Genomic DNA, 18,527 nt, shown 5'->3' with positions numbered 1-18,527 from the left:
CGGAGGAGACGTGCCATGAAAGCCCTGATCGTTACCGCCAGCCTCGCCATGCTGTCCGCGCTGGCCTCGGCGGCGCCGCTGCAGCCCACGGGATCGCCGCCGGTGCTGACCGATATCCGCTGGGACATCCTGCCCGCGGGCGGCAAGGGCGCAGGCGACGACGAGCCGCACTTGCGCATCCGCTCCGACCGGTCGAGCAGCAGCCTCGCGCTCGACGGCTCGCGCCCCGAGGTCGCGGCGGCGAAGCGCGCGCTCGCCGGCGGCGCCGGGCCGGTCGCCTTCACCGTCGCCCACCAGGCCGGAACGCTGGCCTGCGACGGCCGGCTGTCGCGCCGCTACGAAGGCAAGGGCGACTGCCGCTTCACCGCCGACCCCGGCTTCGAACAGGCGCTCGCGAAGCGCGGCATCGCCCCCGACGAGCGGCGCGACCTGCTCGCGATGCTCCTCGTCGATGCGACGGTCGAGCTCGCCGACGGGCTCGCCGACGCGGGCCTCCGTGCGGAGGACGCGGGCGAGTTGATCGCCGCGGCGGCGCTGCACGTCACCCCCGCCTATGTCCGCGACCTCCGCGCCGCGCCGATGAAGCTCGCCTCGCTCGACGACGCCTTCGCCTGCCGCGCGCTCGGCGTCGACGCCGGCTACGTCCGCGAACTCGCGGATGCCGGCTATACGAAGCTGTCGGTCGAGGATGTCGTCTCGCTCAAGGCGCTCGGCGTCAGCGGCGACTATGCCCGCCGGATGAACGCGGCCGCGACGGAGGCGAACCAGTGAGGATCGCCGCCAGCCTGTTCGCGATGGCCGCCGCCCTCTCGGTCCAGCCCGTGCTCGCGCAGGACGCGCCCGCGAGCGGCGAAGCGCCGCCGCCCGCCGCCGACCCGACCGCGACGCTGGCGAAGGCGCTCGCGGGGAAAGTCTACACCCCCGCCGACTTCACCCGCTACGCGCCCAAGAACGCCTACGACATGCTGAACCAGGTACCCGGCTTCTCGATCCGCGAGAACGACACGGTGCGCGGGCTGGGGCAGGCGACGGGCAATGTGCTGTTCAACGGCGCGCGGCCCTCGACCAAGTCGGACACGATCGTCACCCAGCTCACCCGCATCCCCGCCGCCAATGTCGAGCGGATCGAGATCGTCGACGGCGCCAGCCTCGACCTCCCGGGCCTTTCGGGCCAGGTCGCGAACATCGTCTTCCGCGCCGACAGCTTCTCGGGCCAATTCTCGTGGAAGCCCGAGTTCCGGCCGCATTACACCGACCCCCTGTTCACCCGCGCCGACATTTCGGTGCGTGGGCGCAAGGGCGACGTCGAATATGAGCTCGGCCTCAACAACGACACGAGTTCGCGCAGCGGCGCCGGCGGCGGCACCGTCATCACCGACGGCGCGGGCGCGGTCGTCGAGCACCGCAAGGACATCTGGAACACCCATTACGACACGCCCAAACTGTCGGCGAAGCTGACCTGGGATCCCGCGGGCGACAGCATCGCGCATCTCGGCGCCCATTATCAGCGCCGCTGGTATCGCTATGACGAGGACGGCGTCTGGACCGCGCCCGGCGGGGCCGACCGGCTGCGCACCGTGCGCGAGACCGAGACGACATGGAATTATGAGGTCAACGGCGATTGGCAGTTCGGTCTCGGTCCCGGAAAGCTCAAGCTGATCGGGCTCCGCCGCTTCAGCCACGAGCCGGTGTCGCAGGAAGTGGTGCTGCGCCCCGCCGACGGTTCGCCCGCCAGCGGCGACCGCTTCACCCAGACCGGCGACGTCGGCGAGACGATCGGCCGCGGCGAATATGACTGGAAGATGTTCGGCGGCGACTGGCAGCTCTCGGGCGAGGCGGCGTTCAACACGCTCGACAATGTCGCGCGGCTCTACACGCTCGATCCGGCCACGGACGACTTCGTCGAGCTGCCCTTCCCCCAGGGCACGGGCGGCGTGCGCGAGGACCGCTACGAGGCGCTTTTGAGCTTCGGCCGCAAGCTGACGGACAAGCTGTCGTTCCAGCTCGTCGCGGGCGCCGAGCATTCGACGCTGACCCAGGACGGCGCGAACGGGCTCGAACGCAGTTTCTTCCGGCCCAAGGGGTCGCTCACCCTCGCCTGGACGCCCGCCGCGGGCCTCGACCTGTCCTTGAAGGCGCAGCGGCAGGTCGAACAGCTCGATTTCTACGACTTCCTCGCGCAGGCCTTTTTGAACGACGACAACAGCAACGCGGGCAACGCCGATCTGCGCCCCCAGCAGAATTGGCGCTACGAGTTCGAGGCGAACAAGTCGCTCGGCAAATGGGGCTCGACCAAGCTCCAGCTCGTCTATGTCGATGCCGAGGATTTTGTCGACGTCGTTCCCGTCGACGGCGGCGAATCGGTCGGTAACATTGCGAAGGCATGGGCGGCGGCGGTCGTGTGGTCGGCGACGATCAACCTCGACCCGGCGGGGCTGAAGGGCGTCAAGATCGACGCCAGCGTCGATATCGAGAAATCGGGGCTGCGCGATCCCTTCACCGGCGAGAAGCGCCAGTGGAGCGGCTTCCAGGACCGCTCGGCGGACTTCTCGCTGCGCCACGACATTCCGGGGAGCGACTGGGCGTGGGGCGCGACCGCGAGCTACGGCCATTACCAGCCCAATTACCGCCGCAACGAGGTCAACCGCACCTGGGAGGGGCCGGTCTTCGCCTCGCTCTTCGTCGAGAACAAGGATGTGATGGGCCTGACCGTGCGTGCCGAGTTCGCCAATGCGATCAATGCGCGGTCGCGGCGCGAGCGGACGGTCTACGAAGGGCTGCGCGGGGAAACCCCCGTCGCCTTCCACGAAAGCCGCGACCGGCTGATCGGCCCGATCTTCGCCTTCTCGGTGCGGGGGAAATTCTAGGGCCCTGACCCTAGGCGCCATCGGCCCGACCTGAGAAACCAACGCTCTGGCTCCCCCATCAGTTGACGCCCCCCGACCGGGGTCACAAGCGGGGGAGAAGGCGGTCGCCCGGACTCGAACGGCCCGGAACGCCCGATTTTCCAGACAGGGCGTTTTTTCGGATATGAGCTTTTTCCATCGCTTCGGGGCGTCGTCGCACGGCATGGCCATCGACCTCGGGACCGTGAACACGGTCGTCTATGTCCGCGACAAGGGGATCGTGCTCAACGAACCGTCGGTCGTCGCCCTCGAAACGCGCGACGGCGTCCGGCGCGTCAAGGTGGTCGGCAACGAGGCCAAGCTGATGATGGGCAAGACGCCGGCCAACATCCAGGCGATCCGCCCCTTGCGCGACGGCGTCATCGCCGACATCGACGTCGCCGAGCAGATGATCAAGCATTTCATCACCAAGGTGATGGATGGCCAGAGCCGCTTTCGCCAGCGCAGCCAAGTCGTGATCTGCGTTCCGTCGGGATCGACGATGGTCGAACGCCGCGCCATCCGCGACGCCGCCTCCAATGCCGGCGCGGTCACTGTCCAGCTCATCGAGGAATCGCTCGCCGCCGCGATCGGCGCCGGGCTGCAGGTCGCCGAGCCGATGGGGGAGATGGTGGTCGACATCGGCGGCGGGACGACCGAGGTCGCGGTGCTGTCGCTGGGCGGCATCGCCTACAGCAATTCGGTGCGCGTCGGCGGCGACAAGATGGACGACATGATTTCCTCCTACATCCGCCGCAAGCATAATCTGATGGTCGGCGAGATGACCGCCGAGCGCGTCAAGCTCACCATCGGCTGCGCGGTCGCGCCCGAGGGCAGCGGGCTGGTCATGGGCGTCAAGGGCCGCGACCTCGTCAACGGCCGCCCCGCCGAGGTGCGCGTGTCGGAGGCCGAGGTCGCCGAGGCGCTGGTCGAGCCGGTCGGCCAGATCGTCGGCGCGGTGCGCGCGGCGCTCGAACAGACGCCGCCCGAGCTCGCGGCCGACATCATCGACGCCGGCATCACGCTGACCGGCGGCGGCGCGCTGCTCCGCCGGATGGACGAGGCGATCGCGAAGGCGACGGGGCTCGACGTCCGGGTCGCCGACGATGCGCTGATGTGCGTCGCGATGGGCGCCGGGCAGGCGCTCGAGGACAGTACCTATCGCAGCGTCCTGATCGCCGCCTGATCCTCAGAGCCTAGAGTGTTTTCAAGTCAGGTGGAATCACCTGACGACTCGGAAAACACGGTAAAACAAGAATCTAGAGTGCCGGTTTTGATTCCATCAAAACCGAACGCACTCTAGGCGTAGGCGTCGATCGCCGCCAGGTGGCGGTCGCGCTCGCCGTCCTCCAGGAACGATCCGGTGAAGCTGTTGCGCGCCAGCGTGACCAGTTCGGCCCGCGACAGGTCGAGCGCGTCGGCGACCGCCTGATAATTGGCGTTCACATAGCCGCCGAAATAGGAGGGATCGTCCGAATTGACCGTCGCGGCGAGCCCCGCGTCGAGCATCGTCCGCAGCGGATGCGCCGCGATGTCGTCGACGACGCAGAGCTTGAGGTTCGACAGCGGGCAGACGGTGAGGCACAGCCCCGCATCGGCGAGGCGGCGGACGAGCGCCGGGTCCTCGAGGCTGCGGTTGCCATGGTCGATCCGGTCGACCTTCAAGAGGTCGAGCGCTTCCACGACATAGGCGGGCGGTCCCTCCTCGCCCGCATGCGCCACCAGCTTCAGCCCCAGGCCGCGCGCCCGCGCGAAGACGCGTTCGAACTTCGAGGGCGGATGCCCGACCTCCGACGAATCGAGCCCCACCCCGTCGATGCGATCGAGCCATGGCAGCGCCGCATCGAGCGTCGCCTCGGCCTCCGCCTCGCTCAGATGGCGAAGGAAGCACAGGATCAGCTTCGAGGTCAGCCCGTGCCGCTCGCGCGCTTCGCTCAGCGCGCGGGTGATCCCCGCGATCACCGTGTCGAACGCGACACCGCGCTGCGTATGCCCCTGCGGGTCGAAGAAGATCTCGACATGGCGGACATTGTCGGCGTGCGCGCGGGCGAGATAGGCCGCGGTCAGGTCGTGGAAATCCTGTTCGGTGACGAGGACGCTCATGCCCTGATAATAGATGTCGAGGAAATCCTGGAGGTTCGAAAAGGCGTAGGCCGCGCGCACCTCCTCGACGCTCGCGAAGGGGATGGGAATCGCGTTGCGCCGCGCGAGTTCGAACATCAGCTCGGGTTCGAGCGAGCCTTCGATATGAAGATGGAGCTCGGCCTTGGGGAGCCCCGCGATGAACGCCGCGCGCTCGGCGACGGAGGCGAAACCATCAGCCATGCGATGCCGTCTCCTCTCCCAGGATGATCGCCGCCTCGGGCTTGTGGCGGCGGATCTCGTGGACCGACAGGCCGTGGAATTCGTGCGGAAAGATCAGCCAGCGGTCGGTTTCGTGGACGAAGAAGTCGGGCTTCAGGTCGGTGACGTTGCGGCGCGGCTTGTACCACACGGTGGCGATGCGGATGTCGCGCGGCATATTGTGGCGGCAGCGCGCCCGAAGTTCGGCGAGGAAGGCGCGGATGCTGCGTCCCGAATCGAAGACGTCGTCGATGATGAGCAGGCGGTCGTCGGGGTTCAGCGTGTCGATCAGATAACCCAATGCGAACACCTTCACCTCGGGATCCTGCCGGTCGATGTCGTGATAGGAGGAGGTGCGGATCGCGATATGGTCGCAAGGCTGGCCGTGATAATCGAGCAGTTCCTGCACCGCGATCCCGACCGGCGCGCCGCCGCGCCAGATGCCGACGAGATGGGTCGGCGCGAAGCCGCTTTCGAGCACCTGCATGCCCAGCCGCAGCGAGTCGGCGAGCAGCGCGTTCGCGTCGATGTAGATTTTCCCGTCGTCGCTCATGTGCGGGGTTTAGAACCTGTTTCCCCCAGATGGAAGCAGGCCCCGCCTCATATGGTCAGCACGATCTTCCCGACATGCGCGCCCGCCTGCATCCGCGCGTGCGCGGCGGCGGCGGCGGCGAGCGGAAAGGCCTGGTCCATCGCGGGCTTCCACGCGCCATCCGACAGCCGCGGCCAGACGGTGCGGTGAATCTCGTCGGCAAGCGCGGCCTTGAAGTCGGCGCTCCGCGCGCGCAGCGTCGACCCGGTCAGCGTCAGGCGGCGGCGCATCACCTCCGACATGTCGATCTCGGCCTTCGCGCCGCGCTGAAAGGCGATGCTGACGTGGCGCCCGTCGTCGGCGAGCGCGGCGAGGTTGCGCGGCACATAGTCGCCGCCGACCATGTCGAGCACCGCGTCGACCCCGCGCCCTCCGGTGAAGGCCTTCGCCGCCGCGACATAATCCTCGCTCGAATAATCGACCGCGAGCGCCGCGCCGAGCGCGCGCGCCGCATCGCACTTCTCCGCGCTGCCGCAGGTCACGATCACCCGGATGTCGAACAGGCCGCAAAGCCCGATCGCGGTGGTGCCGATGCCGCTGGTGCCGCCGTGGACGAGCACCGTGTCGCCCTCCTTCATCCAGGCGCGTTCGAACAGATTGTGCCAGACGGTGAACATCGTCTCGGGCAGCGCCGCGGCTTCGGCCATCGAAAAGCCCTTGGGCACCGGCAGGCAGCTTCCCGCCGACGCGATGCAATATTCGGCATAGCCGCCGCCGGCGATGAGCGCGCATACCGCCTGCCCCAGCAGTTCGGGATCGCCGCCCGGCCCGATCGCGGCGATCGTGCCCGCGACCTCGAGCCCCGGCAGATCGGACGCGCCCGGCGGCGGCGGATAGAAACCCATGCGCTGGAGCACGTCGGGGCGGTTGACCCCGGCGGCGGCGACGCGGATCAGCACCTCGCCCGGACCGGGGCGCGGCACGGCGCGCGTCTCGGGCATAAGGACCTCTGGCCCGCCCGGTTCGCCGATGGCGATGGCGGTCATGCTTTCGGGTAGGCTGGTCACCCTATTTTCCCCACTTCCCATATGTTTCCCACTCGGCGCGCCTTATTGACAGGCGCGGCGCGCGGGTCAACAGTCGCGCGCTTACGAAATGCAGGGACCAGCGAGAAAGGACACGCCATGGACGATGACGACCTTCCCCGCCGCCGCGACGATGCGCTCGCGGCCCTGACCCGCCAGCCGCTCGATCCGCTGTCGGTCGACGAACTCGACGACCGCATCGCGGTGCTTCAGGCCGAGATCGAACGCATCAAGGCGCACAAGGCCGCCGCCGGCGGCTTCAAGGCGAGCGCGGAGGCGCTGTTCCGCAAGGGGTAGGGGCCGATGCCGGGTGTGCCCCGCTCCGATGAGACGTAGGGAGAGTGGAGCGGGGCGCCGGCCCCTAACCACGGCGCAGCTTGCCGGCCGATGAATGGCGCGCACCAATTTCCCAACGCCTCGTTAACCATAGCGCAATCCTGTCATCGTAATTTCATATCCGCCTCCGCTTTTCCCTTGCGGCGGGGCGGCGGCATCGCCACGTTAGCTTCCTAGGGGCGGCCTCTCCCCGGCTGGTCCCGCAAGGAGAAAGACCATGCCGTCCTTTTCGGAGTCCCTCGAAAAGACCCTGCACAACGCGCTCAAGGCCGCGTCGGAGCGTCATCACGAATATGCGACACTGGAGCATCTGCTCTATGCGCTGATCGACGACGATCACGCTGCGGAAGTGATGCGTGCCTGCGGCGTCGCGCTCGACGATCTCCAGTCGGCGGTGGTCCATTATCTCGACACCGAACTCGACAGCCTGAAGGTCGAGGGGCATAGCGACCCCTCCCCCACCAGCGGCTTCCAGCGCGTCGTCCAGCGGGCGATCCTGCACGTCCAGTCGTCGGGCAAGGATGAGGTGACGGGCGCCAACGTCCTCGTCGCGCTCTTCTCCGAACGCGAGAGCTATGCCGTCTATTTCCTCCAGCAGCAGGACCTGACGCGCCTCGACGCGGTCTCCTATTTGAGCCACGGCGTCGGCAAGGGCGGCAAGCCCGCCGCGCAGGCCGAGCCCGAGGAGAAGGAAGAGGCGAAGGACAAGGAGGGCGCCAAGAACAAGAAGGAAACCGCGCTCGACCAGTTCACCGTCAACCTCAACGAGAAAGCGAAGGGCGGCAAGGTCGACCCGCTGATCGGCCGCAATGCCGAGGTCGACCGCACGATCCAGATCCTCTGCCGCCGCTCGAAGAACAACCCGCTCTATGTCGGCGACCCCGGCGTCGGCAAGACCGCGATCGCCGAGGGGCTCGCGCGCAAGATCGTCGAAGGCGACGTGCCCGAGGTGCTGAAGGAAGCAGTGATCTATTCGCTCGACATGGGCGCCTTGCTCGCCGGCACGCGCTATCGCGGCGACTTCGAGGAGCGGCTGAAGCAGGTCGTCTCCGAACTCGAAGGCCTGCCGCACGCGATCCTGTTCATCGATGAGATCCACACGGTGATCGGCGCCGGCGCCACGTCGGGCGGCGCGATGGACGCGTCGAACCTCCTCAAGCCCGCGCTGTCGGGCGGCGTCATCCGCTGCATCGGATCGACGACCTACAAGGAGTTCCGCAACCATTTCGAAAAGGACCGCGCGCTGCTCCGTCGCTTCCAGAAGATCGACGTCATCGAGCCGAGCCTTGAGGATACCAAGAAAATTCTCGCCGGGCTGCGCGAGGCGTTCGAGACCCATCATAACGTCAAATATACGAGCGACGCGATCAACGCGGCGGTCGACCTCTCGGCGCGCTACATCAACGACCGCAAGCTCCCCGACAAGGCGATCGACGTGATCGACGAGGTCGGTGCGATGCAGATGCTCGTCCCGCCGTCGAAGCGGCGCAAGACGATCACCGCCAAGGAGATCGAGGCGGTGATCGCGACGATGGCGCGCATCCCGCCCAAATCGGTGTCGAGCGACGACAAGCGCGTGCTCGAAACGCTTGAGACCGATCTGAAGCGTGTCGTGTTCGGCCAGAATGTCGCGATCGAGGTGCTGTCGTCGGCGATCAAGCTGTCGCGCGCCGGGCTGCGCGATCCCGAAAAGCCGATCGGCAACTATCTCTTCTCGGGCCCGACCGGCGTGGGCAAGACCGAGGTCGCGAAGCAGCTCGCGCATCTGCTCGGCATCCCGCTCCAGCGCTTCGACATGTCCGAATATATGGAGCGCCATTCGGTGAGCCGCCTGATCGGCGCGCCTCCGGGCTATGTCGGCTACGACCAGGGCGGCCTGCTGACCGACGCGATCGACCAGAACCCGCATTGCGTGCTGCTGCTCGACGAGATCGAGAAGGCGCACCCCGACCTGTTCAACATCCTCTTGCAGGTGATGGACCACGGCCGGCTGACCGATCATCACGGCAAGACCGTCGATTTCCGCAACGTCATCCTGATCATGACGACCAACGCGGGCGCAAGCGACATGGCGCGCGAGTCGATCGGCTTCGGCCAGGCGACGCGCGAGGATGTGCAGGAGGAAGCGGTGAAGAATCTCTTCACCCCCGAATTCCGCAACCGCCTCGATGCGATCGTCCCCTTCGGCTATCTGCCGCCCGAGGTGGTTGCGCGCGTCGTCGACAAGTTCATCCTCGAACTCGAACTCCAGCTCGCCGACCGCAACGTCCACATCCAGCTCGACGATGCGGCGCGGGCATGGCTGACCGCGAAGGGCTATGACAAGCTCTACGGCGCGCGCCCGATGGGCCGCCTGATCCAGGAGAAGATCAAGCAGCCGCTCGCCGAGGAACTGCTATTCGGCAAGCTCGTTCACGGCGGCGAGGTCAAGGTGCGGATGAAGGAGGGCGACGACGCCAAGGTCGGTAATCCGCTCGCTTTCGAAATCGTCTCCGCGCCGCCGAAGGGTAAGGCGAAGCCCAAAGCCGATAAAGCGAAGAAGGCGGCGGAATGACAGAAGCGGGGCGCGTGCGGCGACGCAGGCGCCCCATTCTGCTGGCCGGGCTGTTGATGTCTGCGGTCTGGGCTGCGTGGTGGCTATGGCCCCGCGAACCGAGCATCGATTTCGCTTTCGAAATGCATCCCACTGCGCAAATGATATTCTACGACCTAGTCGCCGCCAAGCCGATGGAACTTCCGGTTTACAAGGACCGTCGGTTCCGCTCGACAAGCGGCGCACAAATCGCCGCTCGCGATGTGATCCGTTATGATCCGGGCGTCGCCAACAAAATCAGCCCCGCCCATACGGCCATGTTTCGCATGGCGCCGGGCGCTACTCGCGGCGATTTTACGCGCGCCGTCCGTGATATCTGGTCCGTTTGCGATGCAGACGTAGCGGTCGCGGCACAGGGCCAAGAAGAAACTTTCCTCATTCTCGGGGCAGGGCGCGGCCCAGACTGCGCAAAAACTCTCCGAACCCACGAGGAAAGCAAAGGCAGACGAACAGACAAAATATAGAATATCGTCATCCCGGCGAAACGGGGCTTGGGTCCACCCTCGCATTTCAGCGCCACATCGCCTATATTGCCCGCATGTACGACTATATCTCCTATATCTCCGTCACCACCGCCGATGCCGCGGCCCCGACTCCCGTCCGCGACGGCACGATCAAGCTGCACGACGCGGCGGGCTTTGCCGGGATGCGCAAGGCGGGGCGGCTGTCGGCCGAGATTCTCGACGCGCTCGTTCCCTTCATCCAGCCCGGCGTGACGACCGGCGCGATCGACGACCTCGTCCGCCGGATGATGCTCGACGGCGGCGGCATCCCCGCGACCTTGGGCTATCGCGGCTTCACGCATAGCTGCTGCACCAGCATCAACCATGTCGTCTGCCACGGCATTCCCGACGACAAGCCGCTGCGCGAGGGCGACATCATCAACGTCGATGTCACCAGCATCGTCGACGGCTGGCACGGCGACACCAGCCGCATGTATCTGGTCGGCGAGGTGCCGATCAAGGCGCGGCGGCTGGTCGAGGTCACCTACGAATGCCTGATGCTCGGCATCGAGCAGGCGAAGCCCGGCAATCGCATGGGCGACGTCGCGCACGCGATCCAGAGCCACGCCGAGCGCCACCGCTATTCGGTCGTGCGCGATTTCTGCGGCCACGGGCTTGGCCAGATGTTTCACGACGCGCCCGAAGTGGTCCACGCCGGCCGTCCCGGCACCGGCCCCGAGCTGAAACCCGGCATGTTCTTCACCATCGAGCCGATGATCAACACCGGCAAATATGCGGTGAAGATGCTCCCCGACGGCTGGACCGCGGTGACGCGCGACCGATCGCTCTCGGCGCAGTTCGAGCACAGCATCGGCATCACCGAGGACGGCTGCGAAATCTTCACCGCGAGCCCCAAGGGCCTGAACGCGCCGCCCTGGCAGTAAGCCAAGCACGAAATCAGGCGTGTTCCCCGGCGAAAGCCAGGGCCCAGGGCGTCCTCACATAACTTTGGCGTTCTTTCGCTCTGGACCCCGGCGTTCGCCGGGGAACAGCATTTCTCCCTTGCGCCCCCGCCTCTTCCAGCGCAGACTTGACGTTAACGTCAAGCATAGGCGTCGAACGGGAGAGCATGGGATGGCGAAACGGGTCTTTTCGGCTGCGCTGCTTGGCTGCGCGGCACTGGCACTGGCGGCGTGCAACGCCTCGAAGAACGACAGCGCCTCAGGCGGCGGATCGCTCGACGAGGCCGAGAAGGCGAGCGAAGCGCTGCTCAAGACCGGTGGCAACGGCGACGACTGGGCCGGCATCGGCTACAGCTATGACGAGCAGCGCTTCAGCCCGCTCACCGACATCAACGACCAGAATGTCGGCACCCTCGGCATCGCCTGGTTCGCCGACCTCGACGACGCGCGCGGCCAGGAAGCGACCCCGGTGGTGGTCGACGGCACCCTCTATGTCAGCCACGCCTGGTCGAAGGTCGACGCCTGGGACGCGGCGACCGGCAAGAAGCTCTGGTCCTTCGACCCCAAGGTTCCCGGCGAGCGCGCTGTCAGCGCCTGCTGCGACGTCGTCAACCGCGGCGTCGCGGTGTGGGGCGACAAGGTCTTCGTCGGCGCGCTCGACGGCCGCCTGATCGCCCTCGACCGGAAGACCGGCCAGGAGATCTGGTCGACGCAGACCTTCGACAAGCGCAAGCCCTATACGATCACCGGCGCGCCGCGCGTCGTGAAGGACATGGTGCTCATCGGCAACGGCGGCGCCGAGTTCGGTGTGCGCGGCTATGTCACCGCCCATGACGCCGACACCGGCAAGCAACGCTGGCGCTTCTACACGGCCCCGAATCCCGAGAAGAAGAAGGACGGCGCCGCGTCGGACGACATCTTCGCGTCAAAGGGCAACGCCACCTGGTCCGACAAGGGCGAATGGAAGGTGTCGGGCGGCGGCGGCACGGTGTGGGACGCGATCGTCTATGACAAGGATCTCGACCAGATTTATCTCGGCGTCGGCAACGGCAATCCGTGGAACCACGGGCTGCGCTCGAACGGCGAGGGGGACAATTGGTTCCTCTCCTCGGTGGTCGCGCTCGACGCCGATAGCGGCACTTATAAATGGCACTATCAGGAAACCCCGGCCGAGACGTGGGACTATACCGCGACCCAGCCGATCATCCTCGCCGAGCAGCAGGTGGGCGGCAAGCCGACGAAGGTGCTGTACCATGCGCCGAAGAACGGTTTCTTCTTCACGATCGACCGCACGACCGGCAAGCTGATCGACGCCAAGCCCTATGTCGACGGGATTAACTGGGCGACCGGTTACGACCTCGCGACCGGCCGCCCGATCGAGAATCCCGAATCGCGCTTCTACAGGACCGGCAAGCCCTTCATCGCCATCCCGGGCGCGCTCGGCGCGCACAACTGGCACCCGATGAGCTATAATCCCAAGACCGGGCTCGTCTATATTCCGGCGCAGCAGATCCCGCAGGGCTATCTCCAGGACATGGACGAACTCGACAAGAGGAAGGTGCTCGGTTTCAACGTCGGCACCTCGCTCAACAAGACGATGCTGCCCGACGACGCCAAGGCGTTCCGCGCCGCGGTCGCCGCGACGACCGGACGCCTTGTCGCCTTCGACCCGCGCACCGGCAAGGTGGCGTGGGGCGTCGACTATCCCGCCGCGTGGAACGGCGGCACGATGACGACCGCGGGCAATCTCGTCTTCCAGGGCACGAGCACGGGTCGCTTCCGCGCCTATGCCGCCGATACGGGCAAGCAGCTGCTCGACCTCGACATGCAGTCGGGGATCGTCAGCGCGCCGTCGACCTTCCGCGTCGGCGGCGTCCAGTACGTCGCCTTCCAGACCGGCAAGGGCGGCGCCTTCCCGCTCGTCGCCGGGGTCGCGGGCGGGGTGACGCGCAAGCTCCCGAACCTGCCGCGCCTCGTCGTGCTCAAGATCGGCGGCACGGTGCAACTTCCCGCGCCGGCGACGACGACGCTCGCGTGGAATCCACCGCCGCAGTTCGGGACACCGGAGCAGATCGCGGCGGGCAAGGCGCACTTCGGGCGTTATTGCCAAGTCTGTCATGGCGACAGCGCGATCGGCAACGGCTTCACCCCCGATCTGCGCGTCTCGGGCACGCTCACCAACACCGACGCGTGGAAGAGCGTGATCCTCGACGGCGCGCTCAAGGACCGCGGCATGGTCAGCTTCGCCCGCGTCCTCACCCCCGCCGATGCCGAAGCGATCCGCGCCTATGTCATCGACCGGTCGAACTGGACCAAGGCCAATCTGCCCGAAGCGACGGCGCCAGTCGGGCGGTAGGACGAAATTCCGGCCTCTCCGTAAGCGATGGGAGCTGCGGAGAGGGCGGGACAGGAATTTTTCACGCGAAGACGCGAAGGCGCTAAGAAGGTAGCCCCCTTGCGCCCGTGTTGCTCGCCGATCACGCGAACGCGCCTTTTAAGGTCGCCTGCGGCGACAATAAGCGGTCATGCTTGATGCGCGACCTTCTTCGCGCCTTCGCGTCTTCGCGTGAAACAAAATCAAACCGCCCAACGCTCTTGCCCATATTTTAGGCAATAAAATCCCCCCGCTGCCCACCCCTTGGGCAATGCCGCGATCCTTCGCCGCAAATCTCCGCGAAACCCCGCGATTCGCCAATTGGCACGGCTCTTGATTGGTGCAAGATGGCGGGACACCGCTCCGACTCGACCGGCCGAACCGGACCAGGCGCGCCTGATCCGGCTTTGACTGCGAGCCGTGGCGGGCAGTCCAAAGGGGATCAGACGCGTGAAGAAGATCGAGGCGATTATCAAACCGTTCAAGCTCGACGAGGTGAAAGAGGCGCTGCACGAGGTCGGGGTCAGCGGCATCACCGTCACCGAGGCCAAGGGCTTCGGTCGCCAGAAGGGCCACACCGAACTCTATCGCGGCGCCGAATATGTCGTCGACTTCCTGCCCAAGGTGAAGCTGGAGGTCGTCGTCGACGACAATATGGCCGAACGCGTGGTCGAGGCGATCGCCGCCGCCGCGCAGACCGGCCGCATCGGCGACGGCAAGATCTTCGTCATGCCCATCGAGACCGCGCTCCGCATCCGCACCGGCGAACGCAACGAGGACGCGCTCTAGGGCCTCCGTCGCCATTCCAGTTCAACACCCCCGGACGACCGGGACATCATCGCAAGAAGGACGTTCAGACCATGGCCACCAAGCCCAAGGATATCATCGCGCGGATCAAGGACAATGACATCGAGTGGGTCGACCTGCGCTTCACCGACCCCAAGGGCAAATGGCATCACCTGACGATGTGCGCCGGCGTGATCGACGAGGATTCGCTCGAGGACGGGCTGATGTTCGACGGCTCGTCGATCGAGGGCTGGAAGGCGATCAACGAGAGCGACATGATCCTGAAGCCCGACCTCGACGCGGTCTATGACGACCCCTTCTCGGCGACCCCGATGCTGATCATGGTCTGCGACATCGTCGAGCCCGCGACCGGCGAGGGCTATGCCCGCGACCCGCGCACGACCGCGAAGCGCGCCGAGGCCTATGTCGGATCGACCGGCATCGGCGACACCGTCTATGTCGGGCCCGAGGCCGAATTCTTCATGTTCGACGACGTGCGCTTCGAAACCGGCTATAATAAATCGGGCTTCGAACTCGACGATATCGAGCTGCCGACCAACACCGGCCGCAGCTACGAGGGCGGCAACCTTGCCCACCGTCCGCGCGCCAAGGGCGGCTATTTCCCCGTCGCGCCGGTCGACAGCGCGGTCGACATCCGCGCCGAGATGGTCTCGACGATGCTCGAAATGGGCCTGCCGTGCGACAAGCACCACCATGAGGTCGCCGCAGCGCAGCACGAACTGGGCCTGACTTTCGGCACACTGACCCAGACCGCCGACCGCATGCAGATCTACAAGTACGTCGTGCACCAGGTCGCGCACGCCTATGGCAAGACCGCGACCTTCATGCCCAAGCCGATCAAGGACGACAACGGCAGCGGCATGCACACCCACATCTCGATCTGGGAAAAGGGCAAGCCGCTCTTCGCAGGCAACGGCTATGCGGGCCTTTCGGACTTGTGCCTCTATTTCATCGGCGGCGTCGTCAAGCACGCCAAGGCCCTGAACGCCTTCACCAACCCGACGACGAACAGCTACAAGCGCCTCGTCCCCGGCTTCGAGGCGCCGGTGCTGCTCGCCTATTCGAGCCGCAACCGTTCGGCCTCGTGCCGCATTCCTTACGGTGCGGGCGCCAAGGCGAAGCGCGTCGAGTTCCGCTTCCCCGACGCGATGGCGAACCCCTATCTCTGCTACGCGGCGTTGCTGATGGCGGGGCTCGACGGCATCCAGAACAAGATCCATCCCGGCGAGGCGATGGACAAGAATCTCTATGACCTGCCGCCCGAGGAACTGAAGGAAGTGCCGACCGTCTGCGGGTCCTTGCGCGAAGCGCTCGACTCGCTGATGGCCGATCACGACTTCCTGCTGAAGGGCGACGTGTTCTCGAAGGATCAGATCGAGGCCTATGTCGAACTCAAGTGGGACGAGGTCTATCGCTTCGAACAGACCCCGAGCCCGGTCGAATTCGACATGTATTACAGCGCCTGATCGTTCGCGATCGGCAACGCCAAGGGGCGTCCGGCTCGAGGGGAGCCGGGCGCCCTTTTCGTTGCCGGCCGCTTACGCTTTGGTAAGCGGCGCGCATTATTGGGCAAACCTCCTGTCGGGAGGGAATTCATGCTGCGCGCTCTCATCCTTGCCGCCGCCCTGCTGCTGACCGCCGGATGCGGCAAGTCGATCGAGCTGGTCAGCCAGACCCGCACCGTCGCGGCGCCGCGCGAACAGGTCTTCGCGAAGATGTTCGGCGACGACGGCGCCTTCACGGGTCTGCCGCTCGTCACCAACGGCGGCTCGGACCGGCTTTACGAGCTGGTGGTGGACAAGAGCGATCCGCTGTGGCCGCAGGTCGCCCCGAAGGAGCGGCCCGACGCCTATAAGGTCAAGATCGCGGTGGCGATGACGATCCCACGCGAGGCGCACCTGATCTACAGCGTCGACGACGGCGCCCTTGCCACCGGGCTCAAATTCACCTTCGACGAACTCGCGCCCGACCGTACGCGCGTCGCCTTCACCGTTGACGAACTGACGGGGCACGACACCGAAGGCCTGGCGGTGAACATGGTCAAGCTCCATTCGATCGCCCGCGACGCGCTGAAGAAGCTCGATGATTTCGACGCGGTAGAGGACGCGTCATAGGCCGCTGACCGGAACTTCCGGCCCCCGCCGTTCATTTCCCCTTCGCGAGGGGGCCAACCCGCGAAGGATCGATCATGGTCGCCCCTCTCACCGCCACCGCCATCAACTGCTCGCTGTCAGCGGGCGGGCGCGAAAGCTCGACAGACGCAATGCTCGCGGTGCTCGCCGAGCATTTCACCGACCAGAACGTCACCGTCGGCGATCCGATCCGCATCGCGCGGCACAAGGTCCGATGGGGCGTGACCTCCGACGAAGGCGACGGTGACGAATGGCCCGCGATCCGCGAGCGGATTCTCGCCGCGGACATCCTGATCTTCGGCACCCCGATCTGGCTCGGCCAGGCATCAAGCATCGCCAAGCTCGTCATGGAGCGCATGGATGCCTTCCTGTCCGAAACCGACGATGCGGGCCGCATGCCGAGCTATTCGAAGGTCGCGGTCGCCGCGATCGTCGGCAATGAGGACGGCGCGCACAATGTCACGTCCCAAATCCTCCAGGCGCTGAACGACGTCGGCTGGACGATTCCCGCGGTCGCCGCCTGTTATTGGGTCGGCGAGGCGATGGGATCGGTCGACTTCAAGGATCTGAAGAAGCGTCCGGGCAAGGTCACCGAGACCGCGAAGATGGTCGCCGCCAATGCCGCGCATCTCGCGCGGTTGCTGAGGGCGTCGCCCTATCCGGGCTGACGGCTTGCCGCCCGGTGCGGCAGGCGGCACAAGGGACCCGAAGGGAGTCCTCGATGAAATTGCTGCCGCTCGCCGCCATCCTCGCCGCCTCGATCGCCCTCGCGCCGGCGGCGGACGCGAAGCTCTCAAAGGCCGAGGCCACGATGGCGAAGACCGTCGCCGCCGAGCAGGATCGCTCGATCGCGCTGCTCGAACGCCTCGTCAATCAGAACAGCGGCTCGCTCAACCTCGAAGGGGTCGAGAAGGTCGGGGCCATGATGCGCGCCGAACTCGAGCCCCTGGGCTTCGCGGTGACGTGGAAACCGATGCCCGAAACGAAGCGCGCGGGCCATCTGATCGCGGTTCACAAGGGGCGCGAGGGCGGCAAGCGCCTGCTGCTCATCGGCCATCTCGACACGGTGTTCGAACCCGACTCGCCGTTCCAGGCCTTCACCCGCAAGGGCGATCTCGCCGAGGGCCCCGGTGTCGGCGACGACAAGGGCGGCATGACGGTGATCGTCGCGGCACTGCGCGCGATGCATGCGGCGGGGACGCTGAAGAACGCCAATATCGAGATCCACCTGACGGGCGACGAAGAGGATGCGGGCGACCCGATCGCCAAATCGCGCGCCGACCTGATCGCGGCGGGCAAGCGCAGCGATGTCGCGCTCGATTTCGAAGGGCTCGTCCGCGACGGCGGCGCCGACATGGGGTCGGTCGCGCGCCGCTCGTCCGAAAGCTGGACGGTCACCACGACGGGCAAGGCCAATCACAGCTCGGGCATCTTCAGCGCCGAATCGGGCGACGGCGCGATCTACGAACTCGCGCGCATCATCCAGCGCTTCCGCACCGAACTGCCCGAGCCCAACCTGACCTTCAACGTCGGGCTGGTCGCGGGCGGGCAGGAGGCGACGCTCGACGAAGGCGGCATCCGCGCGACGACGAGCGGCAAGACCAACATCATCGCCGCGACCGCGATCGCGCGCGGCGACCTTCGCACGCTTTCGGCCGAGCAGGCGGCGCGCGTGAAGGCGAAGATGGCGGCGATCGTCGCCGATCATGCACCCGGCACCGGCGCCAGCCTCGCCTTCGACCCCGGCGGCTACCCGGCGATGGCGCCGACCAACGGCAATCGGGCGCTGCTCGCGAAGCTCAACGGCGTCAACCGCGACCTCGGCCTCGCCGAAATGGCGGCGCTCGACCCGCTGAAGCGCGGCGCCGGCGACATCAGCTTCGTCGCCGCCGACGTCGACAGCCTCGCCGGGTTCGGCACCTACAGCACCGGCGATCATGCGCCGGGCGAAACGGTCGAACTGCCGTCGATCGCGCGCCAGGCGACGCGCGCCGCGATCCTGATATCGCGCCTCGCCGCCGAGGGGCGATAATTT

16 protein-coding genes are annotated in these 18,527 nt (G+C 66.5%); 13 read left to right on the top strand and 3 right to left on the bottom strand.

Annotation, left to right across the window (positions count from 1 at the left end):
- The first annotated feature begins 15 nt into the window (after positions 1-15).
- The 3 genes from CD928_RS18155 to CD928_RS18145 all read left to right on the top strand — a co-directional run bounded on the left by CD928_RS18155 (position 16) and on the right by CD928_RS18145 (position 4,071).
- Positions 16-771, top strand: a complete 756-nt coding sequence (locus tag CD928_RS18155; protein WP_095388496.1) for a hypothetical protein — start codon at positions 16-18, stop codon at positions 769-771.
- Positions 768-2,867, top strand: coding sequence for a TonB-dependent siderophore receptor (locus CD928_RS18150; RefSeq protein WP_255247238.1), 2,100 nt, complete (start codon positions 768-770; stop codon positions 2,865-2,867). Before CD928_RS18155 ends, CD928_RS18150 begins: the two co-directional genes overlap by 4 nt.
- 163 nt (positions 2,868-3,030) lie before the next feature.
- Positions 3,031-4,071 carry a rod shape-determining protein gene (locus tag CD928_RS18145; protein WP_095388495.1) on the top strand — a complete coding sequence of 347 codons (1,041 nt, stop codon included), beginning with the start codon at positions 3,031-3,033 and terminating at the stop codon, positions 4,069-4,071.
- Between the two features lie 113 nt (positions 4,072-4,184).
- On the opposite strand, the gene CD928_RS18140 is transcribed toward CD928_RS18145, so the two are convergent.
- The 3 genes from CD928_RS18140 to CD928_RS18130 are packed head-to-tail and all read right to left on the bottom strand — an operon-like array spanning position 4,185 to position 6,848.
- Complete coding sequence (locus CD928_RS18140) at positions 4,185-5,210, bottom strand: adenosine deaminase (RefSeq protein WP_095388494.1); 1,026 nt, start codon at positions 5,208-5,210, stop codon at positions 4,185-4,187.
- On the bottom strand, positions 5,203-5,781 hold the full coding sequence (locus CD928_RS18135) for a phosphoribosyltransferase (RefSeq protein WP_095388493.1): 579 nt from the start codon (positions 5,779-5,781) through the stop codon (positions 5,203-5,205). Before CD928_RS18135 ends, CD928_RS18140 begins: the two co-directional genes overlap by 8 nt.
- Positions 5,782-5,828: 47 nt before the next feature.
- Complete coding sequence (locus CD928_RS18130) at positions 5,829-6,848, bottom strand: NAD(P)H-quinone oxidoreductase (protein WP_095388492.1); 1,020 nt, start codon at positions 6,846-6,848, stop codon at positions 5,829-5,831.
- 96 nt (positions 6,849-6,944) lie between these two features.
- On the opposite strand from CD928_RS18130, the gene CD928_RS18125 reads away from it, so the two are divergent.
- The 10 genes from CD928_RS18125 (at position 6,945) to CD928_RS18080 (ending at position 18,524) form a co-directional block, all read left to right on the top strand.
- Complete coding sequence (locus CD928_RS18125) at positions 6,945-7,142, top strand: DUF1192 domain-containing protein (RefSeq protein WP_095388491.1); 198 nt, start codon at positions 6,945-6,947, stop codon at positions 7,140-7,142.
- Between the two features lie 256 nt (positions 7,143-7,398).
- Positions 7,399-9,735, top strand: a complete 2,337-nt coding sequence (gene clpA / locus CD928_RS18120) for an ATP-dependent Clp protease ATP-binding subunit ClpA (RefSeq protein WP_095388490.1) — start codon at positions 7,399-7,401, stop codon at positions 9,733-9,735.
- On the top strand, positions 9,732-10,238 hold the full coding sequence (locus tag CD928_RS18115) for a hypothetical protein (RefSeq protein ID WP_095388489.1): 507 nt from the start codon (positions 9,732-9,734) through the stop codon (positions 10,236-10,238). Before clpA ends, CD928_RS18115 begins: the two co-directional genes overlap by 4 nt.
- A gap of 74 nt (positions 10,239-10,312) precedes the next feature.
- Positions 10,313-11,161, top strand: a complete 849-nt coding sequence (gene map / locus CD928_RS18110; RefSeq protein WP_095388488.1) for a type I methionyl aminopeptidase — start codon at positions 10,313-10,315, stop codon at positions 11,159-11,161.
- Positions 11,162-11,351: 190 nt separating this feature from the next.
- Positions 11,352-13,535, top strand: coding sequence for a PQQ-dependent dehydrogenase, methanol/ethanol family (locus tag CD928_RS18105; RefSeq protein WP_095388487.1), 2,184 nt, complete (start codon positions 11,352-11,354; stop codon positions 13,533-13,535).
- A 468-nt stretch (positions 13,536-14,003) separates the two neighbouring features.
- Positions 14,004-14,342 (top strand): P-II family nitrogen regulator, encoded by a 339-nt coding sequence (locus tag CD928_RS18100; protein WP_095388486.1) that lies wholly within the window; start codon positions 14,004-14,006, stop codon positions 14,340-14,342.
- 71 nt (positions 14,343-14,413) lie between these two features.
- Positions 14,414-15,826: a type I glutamate--ammonia ligase gene (gene glnA / locus CD928_RS18095; protein ID WP_095388485.1), complete on the top strand. Its 1,413-nt coding sequence runs from the start codon at positions 14,414-14,416 to the stop codon at positions 15,824-15,826.
- Positions 15,827-15,955: 129 nt separating this feature from the next.
- Positions 15,956-16,474, top strand: a complete 519-nt coding sequence (locus CD928_RS18090; protein ID WP_095388484.1) for a hypothetical protein — start codon at positions 15,956-15,958, stop codon at positions 16,472-16,474.
- Between the two features lie 74 nt (positions 16,475-16,548).
- Positions 16,549-17,160: a flavodoxin family protein gene (locus CD928_RS18085; protein ID WP_095388483.1), complete on the top strand. Its 612-nt coding sequence runs from the start codon at positions 16,549-16,551 to the stop codon at positions 17,158-17,160.
- A 53-nt stretch (positions 17,161-17,213) separates the two neighbouring features.
- Complete coding sequence (locus CD928_RS18080) at positions 17,214-18,524, top strand: M20/M25/M40 family metallo-hydrolase (RefSeq protein ID WP_095388482.1); 1,311 nt, start codon at positions 17,214-17,216, stop codon at positions 18,522-18,524.
- Positions 18,525-18,527: the final 3 nt, after the last annotated feature.

This window comes from Sphingopyxis sp. GW247-27LB, assembly GCF_002277025.1.
GTDB lineage: Bacteria > Pseudomonadota > Alphaproteobacteria > Sphingomonadales > Sphingomonadaceae > Sphingopyxis.
Note: the sequence above shows the minus strand (reverse complement) of the source record. Positions and strands in the feature narration are given on the sequence as shown.

Coding starts and splice junctions, on each gene's coding strand:
- CD928_RS18155 (WP_095388496.1), top strand. CDS start 16: ATGAAAGCCCTGATCGTTACCGCCAGCCTCGCCATGCTGTCCGCGCTG.
- CD928_RS18145 (WP_095388495.1), top strand. CDS start 3,031: ATGAGCTTTTTCCATCGCTTCGGGGCGTCGTCGCACGGCATGGCCATC.
- CD928_RS18140 (WP_095388494.1), bottom strand. CDS start 5,210: ATGGCTGATGGTTTCGCCTCCGTCGCCGAGCGCGCGGCGTTCATCGCG.
- CD928_RS18135 (WP_095388493.1), bottom strand. CDS start 5,781: ATGAGCGACGACGGGAAAATCTACATCGACGCGAACGCGCTGCTCGCC.
- CD928_RS18130 (WP_095388492.1), bottom strand. CDS start 6,848: ATGGGAAGTGGGGAAAATAGGGTGACCAGCCTACCCGAAAGCATGACC.
- CD928_RS18125 (WP_095388491.1), top strand. CDS start 6,945: ATGGACGATGACGACCTTCCCCGCCGCCGCGACGATGCGCTCGCGGCC.
- clpA (WP_095388490.1), top strand. CDS start 7,399: ATGCCGTCCTTTTCGGAGTCCCTCGAAAAGACCCTGCACAACGCGCTC.
- CD928_RS18115 (WP_095388489.1), top strand. CDS start 9,732: ATGACAGAAGCGGGGCGCGTGCGGCGACGCAGGCGCCCCATTCTGCTG.
- map (WP_095388488.1), top strand. CDS start 10,313: ATGTACGACTATATCTCCTATATCTCCGTCACCACCGCCGATGCCGCG.
- CD928_RS18105 (WP_095388487.1), top strand. CDS start 11,352: ATGGCGAAACGGGTCTTTTCGGCTGCGCTGCTTGGCTGCGCGGCACTG.
- glnA (WP_095388485.1), top strand. CDS start 14,414: ATGGCCACCAAGCCCAAGGATATCATCGCGCGGATCAAGGACAATGAC.
- CD928_RS18090 (WP_095388484.1), top strand. CDS start 15,956: ATGCTGCGCGCTCTCATCCTTGCCGCCGCCCTGCTGCTGACCGCCGGA.
- CD928_RS18085 (WP_095388483.1), top strand. CDS start 16,549: ATGGTCGCCCCTCTCACCGCCACCGCCATCAACTGCTCGCTGTCAGCG.
- CD928_RS18080 (WP_095388482.1), top strand. CDS start 17,214: ATGAAATTGCTGCCGCTCGCCGCCATCCTCGCCGCCTCGATCGCCCTC.